Consider the following 17,088-nt stretch of genomic DNA (forward strand, 5'->3'; position numbering starts at 1 on the left):
GGTCCCCGTCGTGATGACCGTGGTGGTGAGCGCGGTGGGCGTCCCGGTGGTTTCCGGCGTGACGACAGCCGAGGTGAGCGTCCCGCGTTCCGGCGTGATGACGACCGCAGTGACCGTGGCAGCTACCCCCGCCGCGACGACCGGCGTGATGACCGCCGGGGTGACGACAGGCGCGGTGGCGGCCGGTTCCGGGACGAGCGGGAGCGTGATCGCGACCGTGAGCCGATCAAGCGGCTGCCGATCCCCGAGGACGTCACGGGCGAGGAGATCGACAAGGACGTACGTCAGGAACTGATGAGTCTGCCGAAGGGGCTCGCGGAGGATGTGTCGAAGAACCTGGTGATGGTCGCCCGGCTCATCGACGAGGACCCCGAGGGCGCCTACGCCTACTCCAAGATTGCCCTGCGGCTGGCGTCGCGTGTCGCCGCCGTACGTGAGGCGGCCGGGTTCGCTGCATACGCGAACCAGAAGTACAGCGAGGCGCTGGCCGAGTTCCGGGCCGCGCGGCGGATGACCGGCAGCGTGGACCTGTGGCCCGTGATGGCCGACTGCGAGCGTGGGCTCGGGCGGCCCGAGAAGGCGCTGGAGATGGCCGGCGCTCCCGAGGTGCACAAGCTCGACAAGGCCGGTCAGGTCGAGATGCGGCTCGTCGCGGCCGGTGCCCGGCGTGACATGGACCAGCTCGACGCGGCCATCGTCACACTCCAGAGCCCCGAGCTGGCATCGAACACCGTGCAGCCGTGGACCGCGCGACTGCGGTACGCCTACGCCGACGCCTTGCTCGCCGCCGGGCGTGAGGACGAGGCGCGGGAGTGGTTCGCCAAGGCCGTGGAGTCCGACAAGGACGGCAGCACGGACGCGTCGGATCGGCTCGCCGAGATGGACGGTGTCGAGTTCGTCGACGCGTTCGTCGAGGACGAGGACGAGGACGAGAGCGACGCCGATGTCGATGTCGACACGGATGCCGACTCCGAGATCGACGACGAGGTAGAGCCCGAGGCGGAGGCCTCCGTAGCCGACGAGGTGGATGTCGACGACGAGGACGACGACATCGAGGATGACGAGGACGACGAAGTCGCGCCCGCCGTCTCGGTCGAGGCCAAGGATGACGACAAGGACGACGACAAGGACTGACGGCAACGCACGTCAGTAGTGACGAAAAGGGCCGGACCCCGACACCGGGGTCCGGCCCTTTTCGTGTTTCCGGAGTCTCAGGGCTCCAGCGCCCGCAGCACCAGCCCCGACGCCGGCTTCGGGCCGAAGGACGTCGACTTGCGGGGCATCGTGACGCCCTGGAGGGCCAGGTCGCGTACGACCTCCTCGCGGACGGGGTGCATCAACACGGCCGTACCGCCGTCGCGTTCGGCCTTGCGGACGGTGGCGGCGGTGTCGTGGATGTACGCGATGCGGGCCGGGTCATCCTCGGGGATGAGCCAGACGTGGTCCAGGAGGGTGGAGTGCAGGACCGTGGCGTCCAGGGTGCGCCAGGCGGCGGGGCGGTCGGCGGGGATCGTACGGGCCAGGAGGTCCGGGTCCGGGCGGTCGACCAGGTGGAAGGAGCCGTCGCCGGCGAGGAGGAAGGCATTGCCCGCGCAGGCCGCGTCGGCGAGGGCCTCCAGGGCTTCCGGGAGGGGGACTTCGAGGTGCTGGACGCGGAACAGGCCGTCGAGGGCGGCCAGGGCGTCGGCGACCGGGACGCCGTGCAGGAGGCGGTGGATCGCGCGGACGCGGAGCGGGTAGCGGGCCGTGTCGACGAGGAGGACGAGGCCGTAGTCCCAGGGGCTGGGGGAGGGGTGCTCCGCGCGTAGACGTCGGTAGGTCGCCCAGCGGTGGTGGCCGTCGGCGATCAGGGCCTGGTGGCCGGCCAGGCCCGACTGGATGCGGGCCAGGTCGGCGGGATCGGTGACCGACCACAGGCGGTGGCTGAAGCCGTCCTCCGTGGTCGTCGAGAGCAGCGGTGGGCGCTCGGCGATGTGCTCGACGACGGTGGTCGTGTCGGCGGCCGAGCCGTTGCCGCGGTAGGTCAGGAGCAGGGGTTCGAAGTTCGCCGAGGTGGCCCGCATGAGGGCCGCGCGGTCCGCGATCACGTGCGGCATCACGTCCTCGTGCGGCAGGACCACGCCCTCCGACGGGTCCGTCAGGCGCAGGGCGCCGATGACACCGCGTTGCAACAGGCCGCTGCCGTCGCGCTGTTCGTAGACGTACAGACCGGGCTCGGGATCGGTGGTGAGGACTCCCTCGGAGAGCCAGCGGTGCAGGGTGTCGGCGGCCTGTTCGTTGCGGGCACTGGGGGTGATGGCCTGCGGGAGGATCAGCCGGACGATGTTGTGCGGGTCGGAGTCCTGGAGATGGTGCAGACCGTCGGGGCGTACGACGACGTCGTACGGTGGGGACGTCACGGCGGCCAGGCTGCCGACCAGGTCGGAATCGTAGCGGAGGCCTCGGAACGGGGTGAGTTCCAGGCCTCGGCGCTCCGTTGCTTCCGGGTGACCTGCGGTGTTCATCCCGGCATCGTACGTGTGTCAGTGGCGTGCGGGATGATCGGGTGAAAGCGATCGAACGAGGAGCGATGTGGAATGAGCCAGAGCGTCAGGACGAGTCCCGAGGGCAGTGGCCGGGCCCTGAGCGAGGCGTACGACACGGCGCTGCTCGACCTCGACGGGGTGGTGTACGCGGGGGGCAACGCGATCGCCCACGCGGTCGACTCGCTCGCCACCGCCCGCGCGGGCGGCATGCGTCTGGCCTACGTCACCAACAACGCGCTGCGGACGCCTGATGCCGTTGCCGAGCACCTCACCGAGCTGGGGATACCGACGGGGGCCGATGACGTCATCACCTCCGCGCAGGCCGTCGCCCGGCTGATCAGCGAACAGGTGCCGGCCGGCTCCCGGGTGCTGGTCATCGGTGGGGAGGGGCTGCGGGTCGCGCTGCGCGAGCGCGGGCTTGAGCCCGTCGACTCGGCCGAGGACGATCCGGTGGCGGTCGTGCAGGGGTACGGCGGGCCCGACCTGGCGTGGGGGCGGTTCGCGGAGGCCTGTTACGCGATCGCGCGCGGGGTGCCGTGGTTCGCGTCCAACACCGACCTGACGATCCCGAGTGCGCGCGGCATCGCGCCGGGCAACGGCGCGGCGGTGGAGGTCGTACGGATAGCGACCGGGGCCGAGCCCCAGGTGGCGGGGAAGCCGTTGCCGCCCATGCACAAGGAGACGATCCTGCGGACGGGCGCCGAGCGGCCGTTGGTCGTGGGGGACCGGCTGGACACGGACATCGAGGGGGCGTTCAACGGGGATGTCGATTCGCTGCTCGTCCTGACCGGAGTGACCGACGGCGCGCAGCTCCTTGCCGCGCCGCCGCAGCACCGGCCGACGTACGTCGACGCCGATCTGCGGGGCATGCTCACCGGACAGCCCGAGGTCAGCGAGGCGGGAGACGGCTTCCGGTGCGGGGGTTGGACGGCGAAGGCGGGCCGGGAGCGGCTGGAACTCGACGGTGAGGGCGAGCCCTTGGACGGGCTCCGGGCGCTCTGCGCGGCGGCCTGGACGGCGGCGGGGGACAGCTCCTGCACGCTCGACGGGGAGAAGGCGCTGGCGCGACTGGGGCTGTGAAACAGGGGAGAGGGACTCACCTTCCGGGCGGAATGCGAGGGTAGGCTAACCTAACCTCGTGTTGGTCGACAGCCCCCCAGAACAGCGCGCGGAGACCGCCCCCGCGCCCCCAACCCGCAGGGCGATACGAGTCCTTGGGCTCTTCGTCTCCGTGGCGCTCCTGCTGCTCGTCGCCCTGGCGAGCATCGCGATCGGCGCGAAACCGTTGCCGTTGGGGGACGTGTGGCGCGGCCTGTTCCATGACTCGGGGACATACGCCGACATCGTGGTCGACGACCGCATCTCCCGTACGGTCCTCGGGCTGCTCGCCGGTGCCGCCCTCGGCCTCTCCGGTGCCGTACTCCAGGCGCTCACCCGCAACCCGCTCGCGGACCCGGGGCTGCTCGGCATCAACGCGGGCGCCTCGGCCGCGGTCGTCACCGCCATCACGTATTTCGGTGTCACCTCGCTGAGCGGCTACGTCTGGTTCGCCTTCGCGGGTGCGGCGGTGGTCGGCGCGCTGGTCTGGTTCCTCGGCGGCAGCCGGGGCGCCACCCCCGTACGCCTCGCCCTCGCCGGCACCGCGATCAGCGCCGCGCTCTACGGCTACCTCCAGGCCGTCATGATCATGGACGACGCGGCGCTCTCCAAGATGCGCTTCTGGACGGTCGGTTCACTGTCCTCGGCCACCGGCTCGACCATCACTCAGGTCGCGCCGTTCCTCGCGGTCGGCACGGTCGTCTCGCTGCTGCTCGCCCGGCCGCTGAACGCGGTGGCGATGGGCGACGACACCGCCCGCGCACTCGGCGCCAACCTCAACCGGACCCGGGCGCTCGCCATGCTCTCCGCGACCGTGCTGTGCGGCGCGGCGACCGCAGCGTGCGGGCCGATCGTGTTCGTCGGCCTGATGGTGCCGCACGTGGTGCGCTCCTTCACCGGCCCCGACCTGCGCTGGATCCTGCCCTACGCCACGATTCTGTCGCCCGTGCTGCTGCTCGGCGCCGACGTCCTCGGCCGGTTGATCGCGCGGCCCGCGGAGCTGCAGGTCGGCATCGTGACCGCGATTCTCGGCGGTCCGGTCTTCATCTTTCTCGTGCGGCGCCGAAGGGCGGCTCAGCTGTGAATCTCTCTCGTACGACGGCGGGGGACGGCCCAGCTGCGCAGTCCGCACCGACTCGGACCCTCCGTACGCGGGCCGTACGGACCGGAGGTCTTTCCCTCCGCCTCGACCTCCGTGCCTTCACGGTCGTCGTCCTACTCCTGCTCTGCGCGCTCGCCGCGAGTGTCGTGCTGATCGGCACCGGCGACTTCCCGATCCCGGCCGGTGACGTCCTCAAGACGCTGTTCGGGGGCGGGAACGCGGGCCAGGAGTTCATCGTCAACGAACTGCGGCTGCCCCGGGTCCTTGTCGGGCTGCTGGTCGGTGCCTCGCTCGGGCTCGGCGGTGCGCTGTTCCAGTCCATCTCCCGTAATCCGCTGGGCAGTCCGGACGTCCTCGGCCTCTCCCAGGGGGCGACGGCCGGGGCGCTCGTCATGATCGTGCTGTTCTCCGGCAGCGCCACTGCCGTCACCCTCGGGGCGCTCGTCGGCGGTCTGGTGACCGGGCTCGCGATCTATCTGCTCGCCTGGAAGCAGGGCGTGCACGGGTACCGCCTCGTCCTGGTCGGCATCGGCGTCTCCGCCGTCGTCACCGCGGTCAACGGCTATCTGCTCACCAAGGCCGACCTCGTCGACGCGGCCCGCGCGGTCGTGTGGATGACCGGCTCCCTCAACGGCCGCGACTGGACCCAGGTCTGGCCGCTGCTCGGCCTGTGCGCCGTACTGCTGCCGCTGGTCCTCGCCAACGCGCGCGGGCTGCGGATGATGGAGATGGGCGACGACGTGTCGTACGCCCTCGGAGTGCGCGTCGAGCGCGTGCGGCTGCTGCTGATGGTGGCCGCCGTGCTGCTCACCGCGGCGGCGACCGCCGCCGCAGGACCCGTCGGCTTCGTCGCCCTCACGGCGCCGCAGCTCGCCCGGCGGCTGACCCGCTCGCCGGGCCCGAACCTGGTGTCCTCGCTGTGCACGGGCGCCACCCTGCTGGTCACCGCCGACTGGGCCTCCCAACGGGCGTTCGGCGCCGACCAGTTGCCCGTGGGCGTGGTCACCGGAGTCCTCGGCGGGGTCTACCTGCTGTGGCTCCTGGTCACCGAGCGCAAGGCGGGCCGGATATGAGCCACCAGAGCGGCCAGAGCCACCAGAGTGGCCTCAGCAGCGGGCTGAACAATCGAAGGAGCACCGTGAACCGCCTGTCCGCCGAGAACGTCACCCTCGCCTACGACCAGCGCGTCATCGCACGCGAGCTGTCGGTGGAGATACCCGACAACTCCTTCACGGTGATCGTCGGCCCGAACGCGTGCGGCAAGTCCACGCTGCTGCGGGCGCTGTCGCGGATGCTGAAGCCGAGCGAGGGCCGGGTGCTGCTCGACGGACAGGTCATCCAGTCGATGCCGGCGAAGAAGGTCGCACGCACCCTGGGCCTCCTCCCGCAGTCGTCCATCGCGCCCGACGGGATCACTGTCGGCGACCTCGTGGGCCGCGGCCGGTACCCGCACCAGGGCATCCTGCGCCAGTGGTCCCAGGAGGACGAGCGGGTCGTACAGGAGTCGATGGCGCAGACCGGTGTCGCCGAGCTCGCCGATCGCTACGTCGACGAACTCTCCGGCGGGCAGCGGCAGCGCGTGTGGATCGCGATGGCGCTGGCCCAGCAGACGCCCCTGCTGCTGCTCGACGAGCCGACCACCTATCTGGACATCCAGCACCAGATCGACGTCCTCGACCTCTGCGCCGAGCTGCACGAGGAGCAGGGCCGCACGCTGGTCGCGGTGCTGCACGACCTCAACCATGCGGCCCGGTACGCCACCCACCTCATCGCGCTGCGAGAGGGCGCGGTCATCGCGGAGGGGGCGCCGAGCGACATCGTCACGGCGGAACTGGTGGAGGAGGTCTTCGGGCTGCGCTGCCAGGTCATCGACGACCCGGAGACGGGGACGCCGCTGGTGGTGCCGGCCGCGCGCAAGGCACGTACGCAGGCGCGCACCGACCTCGACGAAGTGGCTGCTGCAGAAGCTTCCTGAAAGGACTACAGAAGCTTCCTGAGGCGGAACAGGTCGAACACGTTGGCCTCCAGCTTCACCCGGCCCGAGCCCCAGGCCTTCGCGAAGTTCAGGCCACCGTTGACCATGGCGACCAGGTCGTCACCGGCCATGGTCAGCCTGATCTGGGCCTTCTCCGGCGGAAGGCCTTCCACGGTCTCGTCCACCACGATCCGGCCGCCGGTCAGCCGGCCGACGAAGGTGACGTCGAGATCGGTGATCCGGCAGCTGACCGAACGGTCCATGGCCGCGGCGGCGCGGACATTCCCATCGGCCTTCTGCATGTTGTCCGAGAGCTTTTCGAGTGCGGCGCGGCACTCCTCGATCGTTGCCATCGTGATCGACGGTACCCCAGGCCTTCGGGGTAGCGTCTGGGCATGAGCGACTCAGTTCCCGAGGCCGAGGCCGGGACCGCGGCCGAGGCCGTACCGGAGGCGGAGCCCACGTACGACCCCGCCGCCCCAGCCCCGCTGAACGTGGACCGCACCCCGAGCGGCAACGCCGACGTCGACGCCCAGCTCGGGCGGCTCGCCGACACCGACCACCTCGCCACGGACGGACATGTCGAGGTGTACGAGGATGTACACCGGGGGCTGCGCGACGCGCTCACCGCGCTCGACGCCCGCCCGGGACCTCCGGCGCCCCCATCGACGTATGGCAATAGGCAATAGGAGCTGAACCGAACGTGGCAGGAGTGGCACGCCGCCGTCTCGACGCCGAACTGGTGCGGCGGAAGCTCGCGCGCTCGCGGGAGCACGCGAGCCAGCTGATCGCCGCAGGCCGGGTCACCGTCGGCAAGACCGTCGCGACCAAGCCCGCCACCCAGGTGGAGACGGCGGCGGCCATCGTCGTCGTGGCGGATGACGACGACCCCGACTACGTGTCGCGCGGTGGCCACAAGCTCGCGGGCGCCCTGGAGGTCTTCGGGCCCCAGGGGCTCGTGGTCGAGGGACGGCGGGCGCTGGACGCCGGCGCGTCCACCGGAGGCTTCACCGATGTGCTGCTGCGGGCGGGTGCCGCGCAGGTCGTGGCGGTCGACGTCGGGTACGGACAACTCGCGTGGTCTCTGCAGAGCGATGAACGCGTCACCGTCAAGGACCGTACGAACGTACGCGAGTTGACGCTTGAAGCGATCGATGGGGAGCCTGTGGATCTTGTCGTGGGGGATCTGTCCTTCATCCCGCTCGGACTGGTGCTGCCCGCCCTGGCGCGGTGCACGAAGCCGGACGCGGACCTGGTGATGATGGTCAAGCCGCAGTTCGAGGTGGGGAAGGAACGGCTGGGGAGCGGCGGTGTAGTACGCAGCCCGGAACTACGGGCCGAGGCCGTGCGCGGAGTCGCCCGGCGGGCGGCCGAGTTGGGGCTCGGGGTGGAGGGTGTGACCGCCAGCCCGCTGCCCGGGCCGTCCGGGAACGTCGAGTACTTTCTGTGGCTGCGGGCCGGCGCACCCGAACTCGACCCGGCCGATGTTGACCGTGCAGTGGCGGAGGGGCCGCGTTGACACAGAACCGAGCTCGTACTGTTTTCCTCCTCGCGCACACGGGTCGCCCCGCGGCGATCCGGAGTGCCGAACTGGTCGTCAAGGGGCTGCTCCAGTCCGGTATCGGAGTGCGCGTCCTGGAGTACGAGGCACGCGACCTGCCGCTGCCCGACGAGGTGGAGACAGTCACCGAGGCCACCCCGCAGTGCCTTGAGGGCTGCGAACTGCTCATCGTCCTCGGCGGCGACGGCACGCTGCTGCGCGGCGCGGAGTTCGCGCGGGCGTCCGGGGTGCCGATGCTCGGCGTCAACCTCGGCAGCGTGGGGTTCCTCGCGGAGGCCGAGCGGGACGATCTGGACAAGGTCGTGGACCGGGTGGTCACCCGGGCCTACGAGGTCGAGGAGCGGATGACCGTCGATGTCGTCGTGCACAAGAACGGCAACATCGTGCACACGGACTGGGCGCTGAACGAGGCGGCGGTGCAGAAGGCCGGCGCCGAGAAGTTGTTGGAAGTCGTGCTGGAGATCGACGGGCGCCCGGTGACGGGGTTCGGATGCGATGGGATCGTTTGTGCGACGCCCACCGGGTCGACCGCGTATGCCTTCTCCGCCGGTGGGCCTGTGGTGTGGCCCGAGGTGGAGGCGTTGCTGATGGTGCCGATCAGTGCGCATGCGCTGTTCGCGAAACCGTTGGTGACCTCGCCGGACTCTGTCCTTGCCGTTGAGGTGTTGCCGCACATCCCCCCGGGGGTGTTGTGGTGTGACGGGCGGCGGACTGTCGAGTTGCCTGCTGGGGCTCGGGTTGAGGTGCGTAGGGGGGCTGTGCCTGTGCGGCTGGCTCGGTTGCACCACGCGTCGTTCACGGATCGGCTTGTTGCGAAGTTCGCTCTGCCTGTTTCGGGGTGGCGGGGGGCTCCTCACTAGCTGCGGGCCGGTGGGGGTTGAGCGCGCAGTTCCTCGCGCCCCTGTGGGGCGCTTCCCTCGCGTGGGTGACAGGGTGCCTCGCGCTTCTCCCGCCCTACCTCGTAAGGTCTTCACCGTGCTGGAAGAGATGCGGATACGGTCGCTCGGAGTCATCGACGACGCTGTCGTCGAGTTGTCGCCGGGGTTCACCGCTGTCACGGGTGAGACGGGCGCGGGCAAGACCATGGTCGTCACCAGTCTCGGGTTGTTGCTCGGTGGGCGGGCGGACCCGGCGCTGGTGCGGATCGGGGCGAAGAACGCGGTCGTGGAGGGGCGGATCTCCGTCCCTCCGGGCGGCTCCGCCGTGCTGCGCGCCGAGGAGGCCGGGGCCGAGCTGGAGGACGGGACGCTGCTCATCAGCCGTACCGTTTCCGCCGAAGGGCGCTCCCGGGCGCACCTGGGCGGGCGGTCCGTGCCGGTGGGGGTGCTCGCGGAGTTGGCCGACGAGCTGGTCGCCGTGCACGGGCAGACCGATCAGCAGGGGCTGCTGAAGCAGTCCCGGCAGCGGCAGGCGCTCGACCGGTACGCCGGGGACGCCGTCACCGGGCCGCTGGCCAAGTACGCGGAGGCGTACCGGCGGCTGCGGGCCGTCGCCGTCGAGCTGGACGAGATCACCACGCGCGCGCGGGAGCGGGCCCAGGAAGCCGACATGCTGCGGTACGGGCTCGACGAGATCGCGGGCGTGGAGCCGCGTGCCGGGGAGGACGTGGAACTCGCCGCCGAGGCCGAGCGGCTCGGGCATGCCGAGGCGCTGGCGTCCGCCGCGACGGTCGCCCACGCCGCGCTCGCCGGCAACCCCGAGGATCCCGAGGGCATCGACGCCGCGACCCTCGTAGCGGGTGCGCAGCGGGCCCTGGAGGCCGTGCGGTCGCACGACTCGGCGCTGGCCTCGCTCACCGACCGGATCAGTGAGATCGGCATCCTGCTGGGCGATGTGGCGGGGGAGCTGGCGGGCTACGCCGACGACCTGGACGCCGATCCGCTGCGGCTGGCCGCCGTGGAGGAGCGGCGGGCCGCCCTCAACGCGCTCACGCGGAAGTACGGCCAGGACATCGCGGCCGTGCTCGCGTACGCCGAGCAGGGGGCCGCGCGGCTCACCGAACTCGACGGCGACGACGAGCGGATCGACGAGCTGACCGCCGAGCGGGACGCGCTGCGGGGTGAACTGGGCGGGCTGGCCCAGGCGTTGACCGACGCCCGGACGGAGGCCGCCGAGCGGTTCGCCGCGGCCGTCACCGCCGAACTCGCCTCCCTCGCGATGCCGCACGCGCGCGTGTCGTTCGAGATCCGGCAGACCGAGGACCCGGAGGGCGTGGAGGTCGGGGGGCGTTCGGTCTCCTACGGGCCGTCGGGCGTCGACGAGGTCGAGCTGCTGCTCGCCCCGCATCCCGGTGCTCCGCCGCGGCCCATCGCCAAGGGCGCGTCCGGCGGTGAGCTGTCGCGCGTGATGCTGGCCGTCGAGGTCGTGTTCGCGGGGACCGATCCCGTGCCGACGTATCTCTTCGACGAGGTCGACGCCGGTGTCGGCGGCAAGGCGGCGGTCGAGATCGGGCGGCGGCTCGCGAAGCTCGCGAAGACCGCGCAGGTCGTGGTCGTGACGCATCTGCCCCAGGTGGCGGCCTTTGCCGACCGGCAGCTGCTGGTGGAGAAGACCAACGACGGGTCCGTCACGCGCTCCGGCGTGAAGGTCCTCGAAGGCGAGGAACGGGTACGGGAGTTGTCCCGGATGCTGGCAGGCCAGGAGGACTCGGAGACGGCCCGGGCCCACGCGGAGGAGCTGCTGGCGACGGCACGGGCGGACGGCTAGCGCGGGCTCGTCGTTCAGGAGGCGCGCACTCCTCACTCGTACGGGTGACATCCCCACCCGTGTTGCCCTCCCGTACGGCCTCCGGGCTTTTCCGCGTTGCCGGAACACCCGTACGTACTGGCATCCTTGAGTTGGAACGCGTAGGAAGCGTGCGGTACACCCCCACCGCACGATCCTTCTGTACTTTCTTCGTGACCGCCCGTCGCCGAACCAGGAGCCCCGGCCACGTGACCCCCGTGAGCAGCCACTCACCGCACGGCCAGTCGCCGCTGCGCACCGTGCAGGTGCTCGGCGGGGGCAACGCCGCCAGCAGCGCGCATGTGCGCTCTCTGGCCTCCGGGCTTGTCGCTCGGGGCGTGCGGGTCACGGTGTGCGCCCCCGTCGAGGCCGATCACACCTACGACTTCACGGGCGCCGGCGCCGAACACGTGCACGTGCCGCGCAGCAGCGATCCGTCCTCCGTGGCCGCGCTGCGGGCGGCCTGCGCGGACGCCGACCTGGTGCACGCGCACGGACTGCACGCCTCCTTCCGCGCCGTCCTCGCGCTCAGCGGCCGTCGTACGCCTCTCGTGGTCACCTGGCACGACCGCGCCCATGCCGAAGGGGCGCGCGCCCATCTGCTGCGGCTGCTGGAGCGGCGGGTCGTGAAGGCCGCCGTCGTGGTGCTGGGAGCCACGTCCGATCTCGTCGACAGGGCGCGCCGGACGGGAGCTCGTGACGCACGGCTCGCCGCCGTCGCGCTGCCGGGGCCGCGCCGGGCCGCCGTCGAGCACGGGGACCCCGACCGGCTGCGCCCCAAGCTCCGCGCCGAACTCGGCACCGCCGACCGCCCGTTGCTCGTCGCCGTCGGTTCGCTCGACCGGCAGCGCGGCTACGACACCCTCCTGGACGCCTCGCGCGGCTGGTGCCGTCTCGATCCGGCACCGCTGCTCGTGATCGCGGGGGAGGGGCCGCTGCGGGCCGAGTTGCAGCGGCGGATCGAGGACGAGGAACTGCCGGTCCGGCTCGTCGGGCGCCGCGACGACGTGGGTGAACTGCTCGCCGCCGCCGACCTCGCGCTCCTGCCCAGCAGCTGGGAGTCCCGCTCGGTGATCGCGCAGGAGGCCCTCCACGCCCGCGTCCCGCTGATCGCGACCGCCGTCGGCGGCATCCCCGAACTCGTCGGCGACGCCGCCGAACTCGTGCCCTACGGCGACGCCAAGGCCCTCTCCGACGCGGTCACCCGTCTGCTGCGCGACCCCGAACGCCGGGAACTGCTCCGGGAGAAGGGCGTCCGACAGGCGTCCACCTGGCCCACCGAGGACGAGACCGTCGCCCAAGTCCTCAGCGTCTACGACGAGTTGACCCAGCCCCTGCCGCTGACCTGAGACGGGCGTACGGGCCCGGCGGATCAGTCCTTCGACAGCAGCCAGCCGATGCGGAGTTCTTCCGCACCCGGACGGAAGGTGCGCAGCAACTCGGCGCGCTCCGGGTCGTTCTCGGGGAGGTTTTCGGCGAGGAGGGCCTGCGAGGCGACGGTCTGGGGCCGGGCGCCGAGCGCGGCGCGCAGGTGGAGTGAGCGGCGCAGCATCGCGATCCGCTCGGCGGGCTCCTTGTGCGGTGCGAGATGGCGGATGATGTAGGACTCGAAGTAGCCGTCGCCGGACTCCGTCGCGACCTTGAGTGCCGTCTCGTAGCGCGGGACGGCGCCGGCCGGGTCCTCGTCGATGTTGTCCAGCAGGACGGCCCAGTGGTACTCGGCCCAGGCGCGCTGCTTCTCGTCGCCGCTCTCGGCCGCCGCGCGGTAGCCGGCCTCGGCCGTGGCGCGGTCGTCCGCGCGGGGGTCGTGCCGGAACAGCAGGCGGCTGTAGGCCAGTCGGCCCGTGAGCAGGTGCCGGGTCGGCGACGCGGGATCGAGCGCCTCGACCGCTTTCTCGGCCTCCTCGTGACCCTCGATGCGGAAGAACCAGCGGTCTACGGCGATCTCCGCGCGCAGTTCGGGTTCGGCGTCCGGGCCCAGGACGGCGAGCGCGGCGTCCCATTCCCCGAGCAGAAACAGGCGGCGGGCCGTGTAGGTGTCATCGGGTAGCATGACGCCTACATTAGGAAGCGGCGATGTAGGCGGTCAAGTGCTTTACGGTGACTACATTGGGAATGTGACGCGGCTGGCCGTCGAGCTGGCCAATACCGGGACCCTCGACGAGCACGGCGAACTGGTCGCCGCGTTCTTCACGGAACACGGGGTCACTTCGCCGCCGGGCGGCGACTACGGCGAGCTGCCGGACCTCGTGCGCACCGCCCTGGCGCAGTCGGTCGACGGTGCCGCTCCCGGGGCCGTGCAGCGCCTGCTGCGCGACTATCCGCCCGAGATGCACCTGTCCGACCACGACGGCGGCTGGCACATCCACTTCAGCCGCAACGGCACTCCGGCCGAGCGCTGGGCCGGTCAGCTGATCGCGGCCCAGCTCGCCCTGGTCGCGGCCGGGGATCCGGCGGTGACGCTGGGGCGCTGCGCCGCGGCCGGATGCGGAAACTACTTCGTGGACCAGTCACGGAACCGGACACGCCGGTTCTGCTCCAACGCGTGCGCGAGTCGGACGACGGTCGCGGCCCATCGGGCCCGGGCGGCGAAGAACTCGTAGCGGCCCACGGACTCAGGGCACGAGCCTGCGCGCCCGCAGCGCGAGGCTCAACGCCAGCACCGTCTGCGGGTCTTCGAGGTCCGTGCCCAGCAACTCCCCGATGCGGGCGAGCCTGTTGTAGAGGGTCTGCCGGTTGAGATGCAGCTCGCGGGCCGTCTCCGCCTTGCGGCCCGCGTGCGCCAAGTACGTTTCCAGCGTGGGCAGTAGGGGTGGTTTCGAGCGGTTGTCGTGGTCGCGGAGCGGTCCGATCGCCCGGTCGACGAAGGCCGCCAGGTCCGGGTGGTCGCGCAGTCGCCACAGCAGCAGCTCGATGTCCAGGCGCCGGGCGTCGTACCAGGGGCGGTCGGACAGGCCCTGGGCCGCCGTCGCCGTCTCGGCCGCGTGCCGCAGACCTGCCGAAGCGGCAGCCCAGCCGCCGGCCACGCCGACGACCACGATCGGCGGCTGCGCGCCCGGGCGTTGCATGCCGGCCCGCTCAACTCCCGCGCGCAGCGCCGCCGCGACCCGGTCCGCGACCGCCGACCGCTCCGACTCCGAGCGCAGGCCGAGGAGAAGGGGCACCCGGCCCTCCACCGGTCGTACGCCCAGCAGAACCGGGACCCCCACCGAGGCCAGCTCCTCGGCGACCGCGCGGGCCAGCACCGCCCAGCCGCCGCCGGGTGCGGTCAGCGCGTCGCCCAGCCGCATCACCACCGGCAGCAGTGGGCTGGTGCCGGGCTTGAAGCCCAGCACGCGGGCCTGCGCCGGGGCGTCATCGGCGGCGATCCGGCCCTCGGCGAGGTCGGTGAGGAAGTCGCCGCGTCCGCGGGCCGCCAGCTCCTCCTCCTGGCGGGCCTGCATCAGCACCACGGCGAGGATGCCCGCGGCCCGTTCGGCGGCGATGCGGTGCACGGGAGCGAGCGGCGCCCGTACCGGAAGCAGCACGATCCGCGCCCGTATCGAGCCGGTACCGGGACCGCCGCCGGGCACGTCCACCAGCACCGAACCGGCGGACGGCGAGGCGTCCTTGTGCTGGCCGCGCAGCCCCTCCCACACCTGGAGCGGATCGGCGCCCTCGGGCCCGGACCCCGCGGCGTACAGGAGTTGACCGTCCGGGGTCTCCAGGAACACCGGGTTGCCGCTGAAGTCGGCCAGGATGCCCAGGACTTGGGGGATTCCACCGCCGCCCAGAAGGGCCTCGGTGCAACGGCGGTGGACCTCCTCGGCCTGCTGGAGCAGCGCGTAGTGGCCGTTGACGATCTCGGTGTGGATCTCCTCGGTGACCGCGACGAACGGCACCTCGCGGTGCAGCTGGACCAGCGGGAGACCGGTCGCCCGGGCCGTCTCGACGAGGGTGGCGGGCAGCCGGGTGAAACGCGGGCCGAGCTCGACGACCAGGGCCGCGATGCCCCGCTCGGCCAGCGTACGGACGAAGGCGCGCTGTTCCGCCGGGCGCGTACCGAGGCCGTAGCCCGTGGTCAGGAGCAGTTCGCCGCCCTTGAGGAGGGAGGCGATGTTCGGGACCTCGCCCGCGTGCACCCACCGCACGGTCCGCTGCAGCCGGTCGGCGCCCGCCAGGATCTCCGGCAGACCGCTGCGCAGCCCGGGCAGCTCCAGCGCCCGCTGAACGGTGATCCCGGCGCCCTGACTGTCGAATGTGCTGTCCGTACGGCTGTCCATGAGGCGGACGCTACCTGCGCGGATGACCTCTGCACATCTCGGCCTAGGCCGGCGCGATGTTGTGGTTGAAGCGGAAAACGTTGTCGGGGTCGTACTCCCGCTTCACCGCCGCGAGCCGTCGGGTGTTCTCGGCGCCCAGGCCCGCCGTCACGCGGTCCGTGCCCTCGTCGCCGACGAAGTTGAGGTAGACCGCTCCGGTGCTCCAGGGCTGGGCCCGAGTGCGGACGTCCTTGACCCAGGCGATGCAGCGTTCGTCGTCGGCCGGGTCCTCCCAGATGCCGAAGGGGTGCACGGCCCAGGGCGCGTCGCGGTACGGCACCGGGAACTCAGTGGGTCCGGAGGCGATGGCGCCGCCCAGCGGGAACAGGACGTGCTGGGTGCCGGTGGGGACCGGCATGCTCTCGCCGAGCGCGCAGAAGACGTCCGTGAACTCGTCGGGCGCGCCGGTCAGATACGCGGCCGACCAGTAGTTCCGCAGGCCCGGCGGGTCGTCGAGCATCATCTGGAACTGGGTGTAGGGCAGCGCGGTGACGATCTCGACCTCGTGCGGCAGCGCCAGCAGCGGCTGGGCCAGCTTGCGCAGGTCCTCCTCGGCCCCGGCGTAGGTGATCAGCGCACCGCACAGCCGCGTGCCGACCAGGTGCTCGGGCACGAACTCCTCGGGCGGGCCGGTGAGGTAGATGACTCCGCCGCTCGCCTCCTGCGGGCCGGTCTCGATGATCTCGCGGTAGGTGCGGACCACGTCCGGGCCGTGCTCGGGGTCGTACATCATCAAGGCGACGGAGAACTCGGGCAGTTCGTGCAGTCTCAGGGTGAGCGCGGTGGCGATGCCGAAGTTTCCGCCGCCGCCGTGCAGGGCCCAGAACAGTTCCGGGTTCTCCTCGGCGCTCGCGTGCACCACCCGTGCGTCGGCGGTCACCAGGTCGACGCCGAGCAGGTTGTCGACGGAGAGGCCGAAGGCGCGGTCCAGCCAGCCGGAGCCGCCGCCCAAGACGAAGCCGCCGACCCCGGTCGTGGAGACCCGTCCGCCGGTCGTGGCGAGACCATGTTCCTGGGTCGCGCCGTCCAGTTCGCTCATGGTGGCCCCGCCGGCGATCCGTACCGCCCGGGCCGCCGGATGCACGGTCACCTCGCGCATATGGCGCAGGTCCACGACGAGCGCCCCGTCGCCCAGCGCCATGCCGGCGACACTGTGCCCGCCGCCGCGTACCGCGATCGGCAGATCCAGCTCGCGTCCGAACCGCACGGCCCGTACGACATCGGCCTCGTTCACGCACTGGGCGATCACGGCCGGACGCCGGTCGATCATCGCGTTGAAGACGACACGGGCGTCGTCGTAACCCTGATCCCCCGGGGCGAACACGTCGCCGACCAGATCCTCGCGCAACGCGACAAGGGCCGCGCCCGCCGTCGAGAGGGAAGCCATGGCCGCCCCCCTTTCAGAAAAGGGGCTTTTGTCCGCTTCCAGCCTAGGCGCGTGTGGTGCGGCGGTCGCGTCGGGCCGTCGTACGTCACCGGACCGTAAGGGTCGTCCGCCGTACGCCCCCTACGGCAGCAGGGCCCGGACCATGGGTCGCGGTCCGGGCCCTGCTGCGGTGGTGTGTCAGCTCTTCGCGGTGTCGTCGCCCGCCTGCTCGGTGGCCTCGGCCGCGGCTGCCTTCTCGCGCATCTTGCGCACGAGTTCCGCCTTCTGGTCGGCCGCGCCCTGGCGGTCGAGGTTGCGGTGCGGACCGTGGTTCTGCCGTTCGGCGCGGGACTGCTTCTTGCGCTTGCCGCCGCCCTGGCCCACGGGGTTGTTGATGTTCTTGCTGACGGTCATGATTCTCCCGGTAGTGATGTCA

17 protein-coding genes are annotated in these 17,088 nt (G+C 71.6%); 11 read left to right on the forward strand and 6 right to left on the reverse strand.

Annotated features, from left to right (window positions below; genetic code table 11):
* The first annotated feature begins 294 nt into the window (after window positions 1-294).
* On the forward strand, window positions 295-1,134 hold the full coding sequence (locus OC490_RS14195; RefSeq protein WP_262058629.1) for a tetratricopeptide repeat protein: 840 nt from the start codon (window positions 295-297) through the stop codon (window positions 1,132-1,134).
* A gap of 77 nt (window positions 1,135-1,211) precedes the next feature.
* On the opposite strand, the gene OC490_RS14200 is transcribed toward OC490_RS14195, so the two are convergent.
* Window positions 1,212-2,504 carry a DUF1015 domain-containing protein gene (locus OC490_RS14200; protein ID WP_262058273.1) on the reverse strand — a complete coding sequence of 431 codons (1,293 nt, stop codon included), beginning with the start codon at window positions 2,502-2,504 and terminating at the stop codon, window positions 1,212-1,214.
* 72 nt (window positions 2,505-2,576) lie between these two features.
* On the opposite strand from OC490_RS14200, the gene OC490_RS14205 reads away from it, so the two are divergent.
* Genes OC490_RS14205 through OC490_RS14220 form a run of 4 tightly spaced genes read left to right on the forward strand, consistent with a single transcriptional unit; the run spans window position 2,577 to window position 6,700 of the window.
* Window positions 2,577-3,605 (forward strand): HAD hydrolase-like protein, encoded by a 1,029-nt coding sequence (locus OC490_RS14205; protein WP_262058274.1) that lies wholly within the window; start codon window positions 2,577-2,579, stop codon window positions 3,603-3,605.
* A gap of 58 nt (window positions 3,606-3,663) precedes the next feature.
* Window positions 3,664-4,707: a FecCD family ABC transporter permease gene (locus OC490_RS14210; RefSeq protein WP_262058275.1), complete on the forward strand. Its 1,044-nt coding sequence runs from the start codon at window positions 3,664-3,666 to the stop codon at window positions 4,705-4,707.
* Window positions 4,704-5,798 (forward strand): FecCD family ABC transporter permease, encoded by a 1,095-nt coding sequence (locus OC490_RS14215; protein ID WP_262058276.1) that lies wholly within the window; start codon window positions 4,704-4,706, stop codon window positions 5,796-5,798. The genes OC490_RS14210 and OC490_RS14215 overlap by 4 nt, the downstream gene beginning before the upstream one ends.
* Entirely contained in the window at window positions 5,795-6,700 is a 906-nt protein-coding gene (locus tag OC490_RS14220) for an ABC transporter ATP-binding protein (protein ID WP_262058277.1), read from the forward strand. The genes OC490_RS14215 and OC490_RS14220 overlap by 4 nt, the downstream gene beginning before the upstream one ends.
* A 5-nt stretch (window positions 6,701-6,705) precedes the next feature.
* On the opposite strand, the gene OC490_RS14225 is transcribed toward OC490_RS14220, so the two are convergent.
* Window positions 6,706-7,053: an SCP2 sterol-binding domain-containing protein gene (locus tag OC490_RS14225; RefSeq protein ID WP_262058278.1), complete on the reverse strand. Its 348-nt coding sequence runs from the start codon at window positions 7,051-7,053 to the stop codon at window positions 6,706-6,708.
* A 42-nt stretch (window positions 7,054-7,095) separates the two neighbouring features.
* Between OC490_RS14225 and OC490_RS14230 the strand changes: the two genes are divergently transcribed.
* The 5 genes from OC490_RS14230 to OC490_RS14250 all read left to right on the forward strand — a co-directional run bounded on the left by OC490_RS14230 (window position 7,096) and on the right by OC490_RS14250 (window position 12,334).
* Window positions 7,096-7,389 carry a hypothetical protein gene (locus OC490_RS14230; RefSeq protein ID WP_262058279.1) on the forward strand — a complete coding sequence of 98 codons (294 nt, stop codon included), beginning with the start codon at window positions 7,096-7,098 and terminating at the stop codon, window positions 7,387-7,389.
* Window positions 7,390-7,403: 14 nt separating this feature from the next.
* On the forward strand, window positions 7,404-8,219 hold the full coding sequence (locus tag OC490_RS14235) for a TlyA family RNA methyltransferase (protein ID WP_262058280.1): 816 nt from the start codon (window positions 7,404-7,406) through the stop codon (window positions 8,217-8,219).
* Window positions 8,216-9,121, forward strand: a complete 906-nt coding sequence (locus OC490_RS14240; RefSeq protein ID WP_026179466.1) for an NAD kinase — start codon at window positions 8,216-8,218, stop codon at window positions 9,119-9,121. Before OC490_RS14235 ends, OC490_RS14240 begins: the two co-directional genes overlap by 4 nt.
* A 127-nt stretch (window positions 9,122-9,248) precedes the next feature.
* Complete coding sequence (gene recN / locus OC490_RS14245) at window positions 9,249-10,967, forward strand: DNA repair protein RecN (RefSeq protein ID WP_262058630.1); 1,719 nt, start codon at window positions 9,249-9,251, stop codon at window positions 10,965-10,967.
* A gap of 227 nt (window positions 10,968-11,194) precedes the next feature.
* Window positions 11,195-12,334, forward strand: coding sequence for a glycosyltransferase family 4 protein (locus tag OC490_RS14250; protein ID WP_262058281.1), 1,140 nt, complete (start codon window positions 11,195-11,197; stop codon window positions 12,332-12,334).
* A 23-nt stretch (window positions 12,335-12,357) separates the two neighbouring features.
* Here the strand turns inward: OC490_RS14250 and OC490_RS14255 are convergent, their stop codons facing one another.
* Complete coding sequence (locus OC490_RS14255) at window positions 12,358-13,038, reverse strand: hypothetical protein (RefSeq protein ID WP_262058282.1); 681 nt, start codon at window positions 13,036-13,038, stop codon at window positions 12,358-12,360.
* A gap of 64 nt (window positions 13,039-13,102) precedes the next feature.
* On the opposite strand from OC490_RS14255, the gene OC490_RS14260 reads away from it, so the two are divergent.
* Window positions 13,103-13,588, forward strand: coding sequence for a CGNR zinc finger domain-containing protein (locus OC490_RS14260; protein WP_262058283.1), 486 nt, complete (start codon window positions 13,103-13,105; stop codon window positions 13,586-13,588).
* A gap of 12 nt (window positions 13,589-13,600) precedes the next feature.
* Here the strand turns inward: OC490_RS14260 and OC490_RS14265 are convergent, their stop codons facing one another.
* The 3 genes from OC490_RS14265 to OC490_RS14275 form a co-directional block, all read right to left on the reverse strand.
* Window positions 13,601-15,247, reverse strand: a complete 1,647-nt coding sequence (locus OC490_RS14265; RefSeq protein ID WP_262058284.1) for a PucR family transcriptional regulator — start codon at window positions 15,245-15,247, stop codon at window positions 13,601-13,603.
* 43 nt (window positions 15,248-15,290) lie between these two features.
* The gene (locus OC490_RS14270; RefSeq protein ID WP_262058285.1) at window positions 15,291-16,673 is read right to left on the reverse strand and encodes an FAD-binding oxidoreductase; all 1,383 of its coding nucleotides are present in this window, start codon (window positions 16,671-16,673) and stop codon (window positions 15,291-15,293) included.
* Window positions 16,674-16,850: 177 nt separating this feature from the next.
* On the reverse strand, window positions 16,851-17,066 hold the full coding sequence (locus OC490_RS14275) for a DUF6243 family protein (protein WP_262058286.1): 216 nt from the start codon (window positions 17,064-17,066) through the stop codon (window positions 16,851-16,853).
* Window positions 17,067-17,088: the final 22 nt, after the last annotated feature.

It is taken from the genome of Streptomyces sp. STR69, assembly GCF_024519455.1.
Classification (GTDB): Bacteria; Actinomycetota; Actinomycetes; order Streptomycetales; family Streptomycetaceae; genus Streptomyces.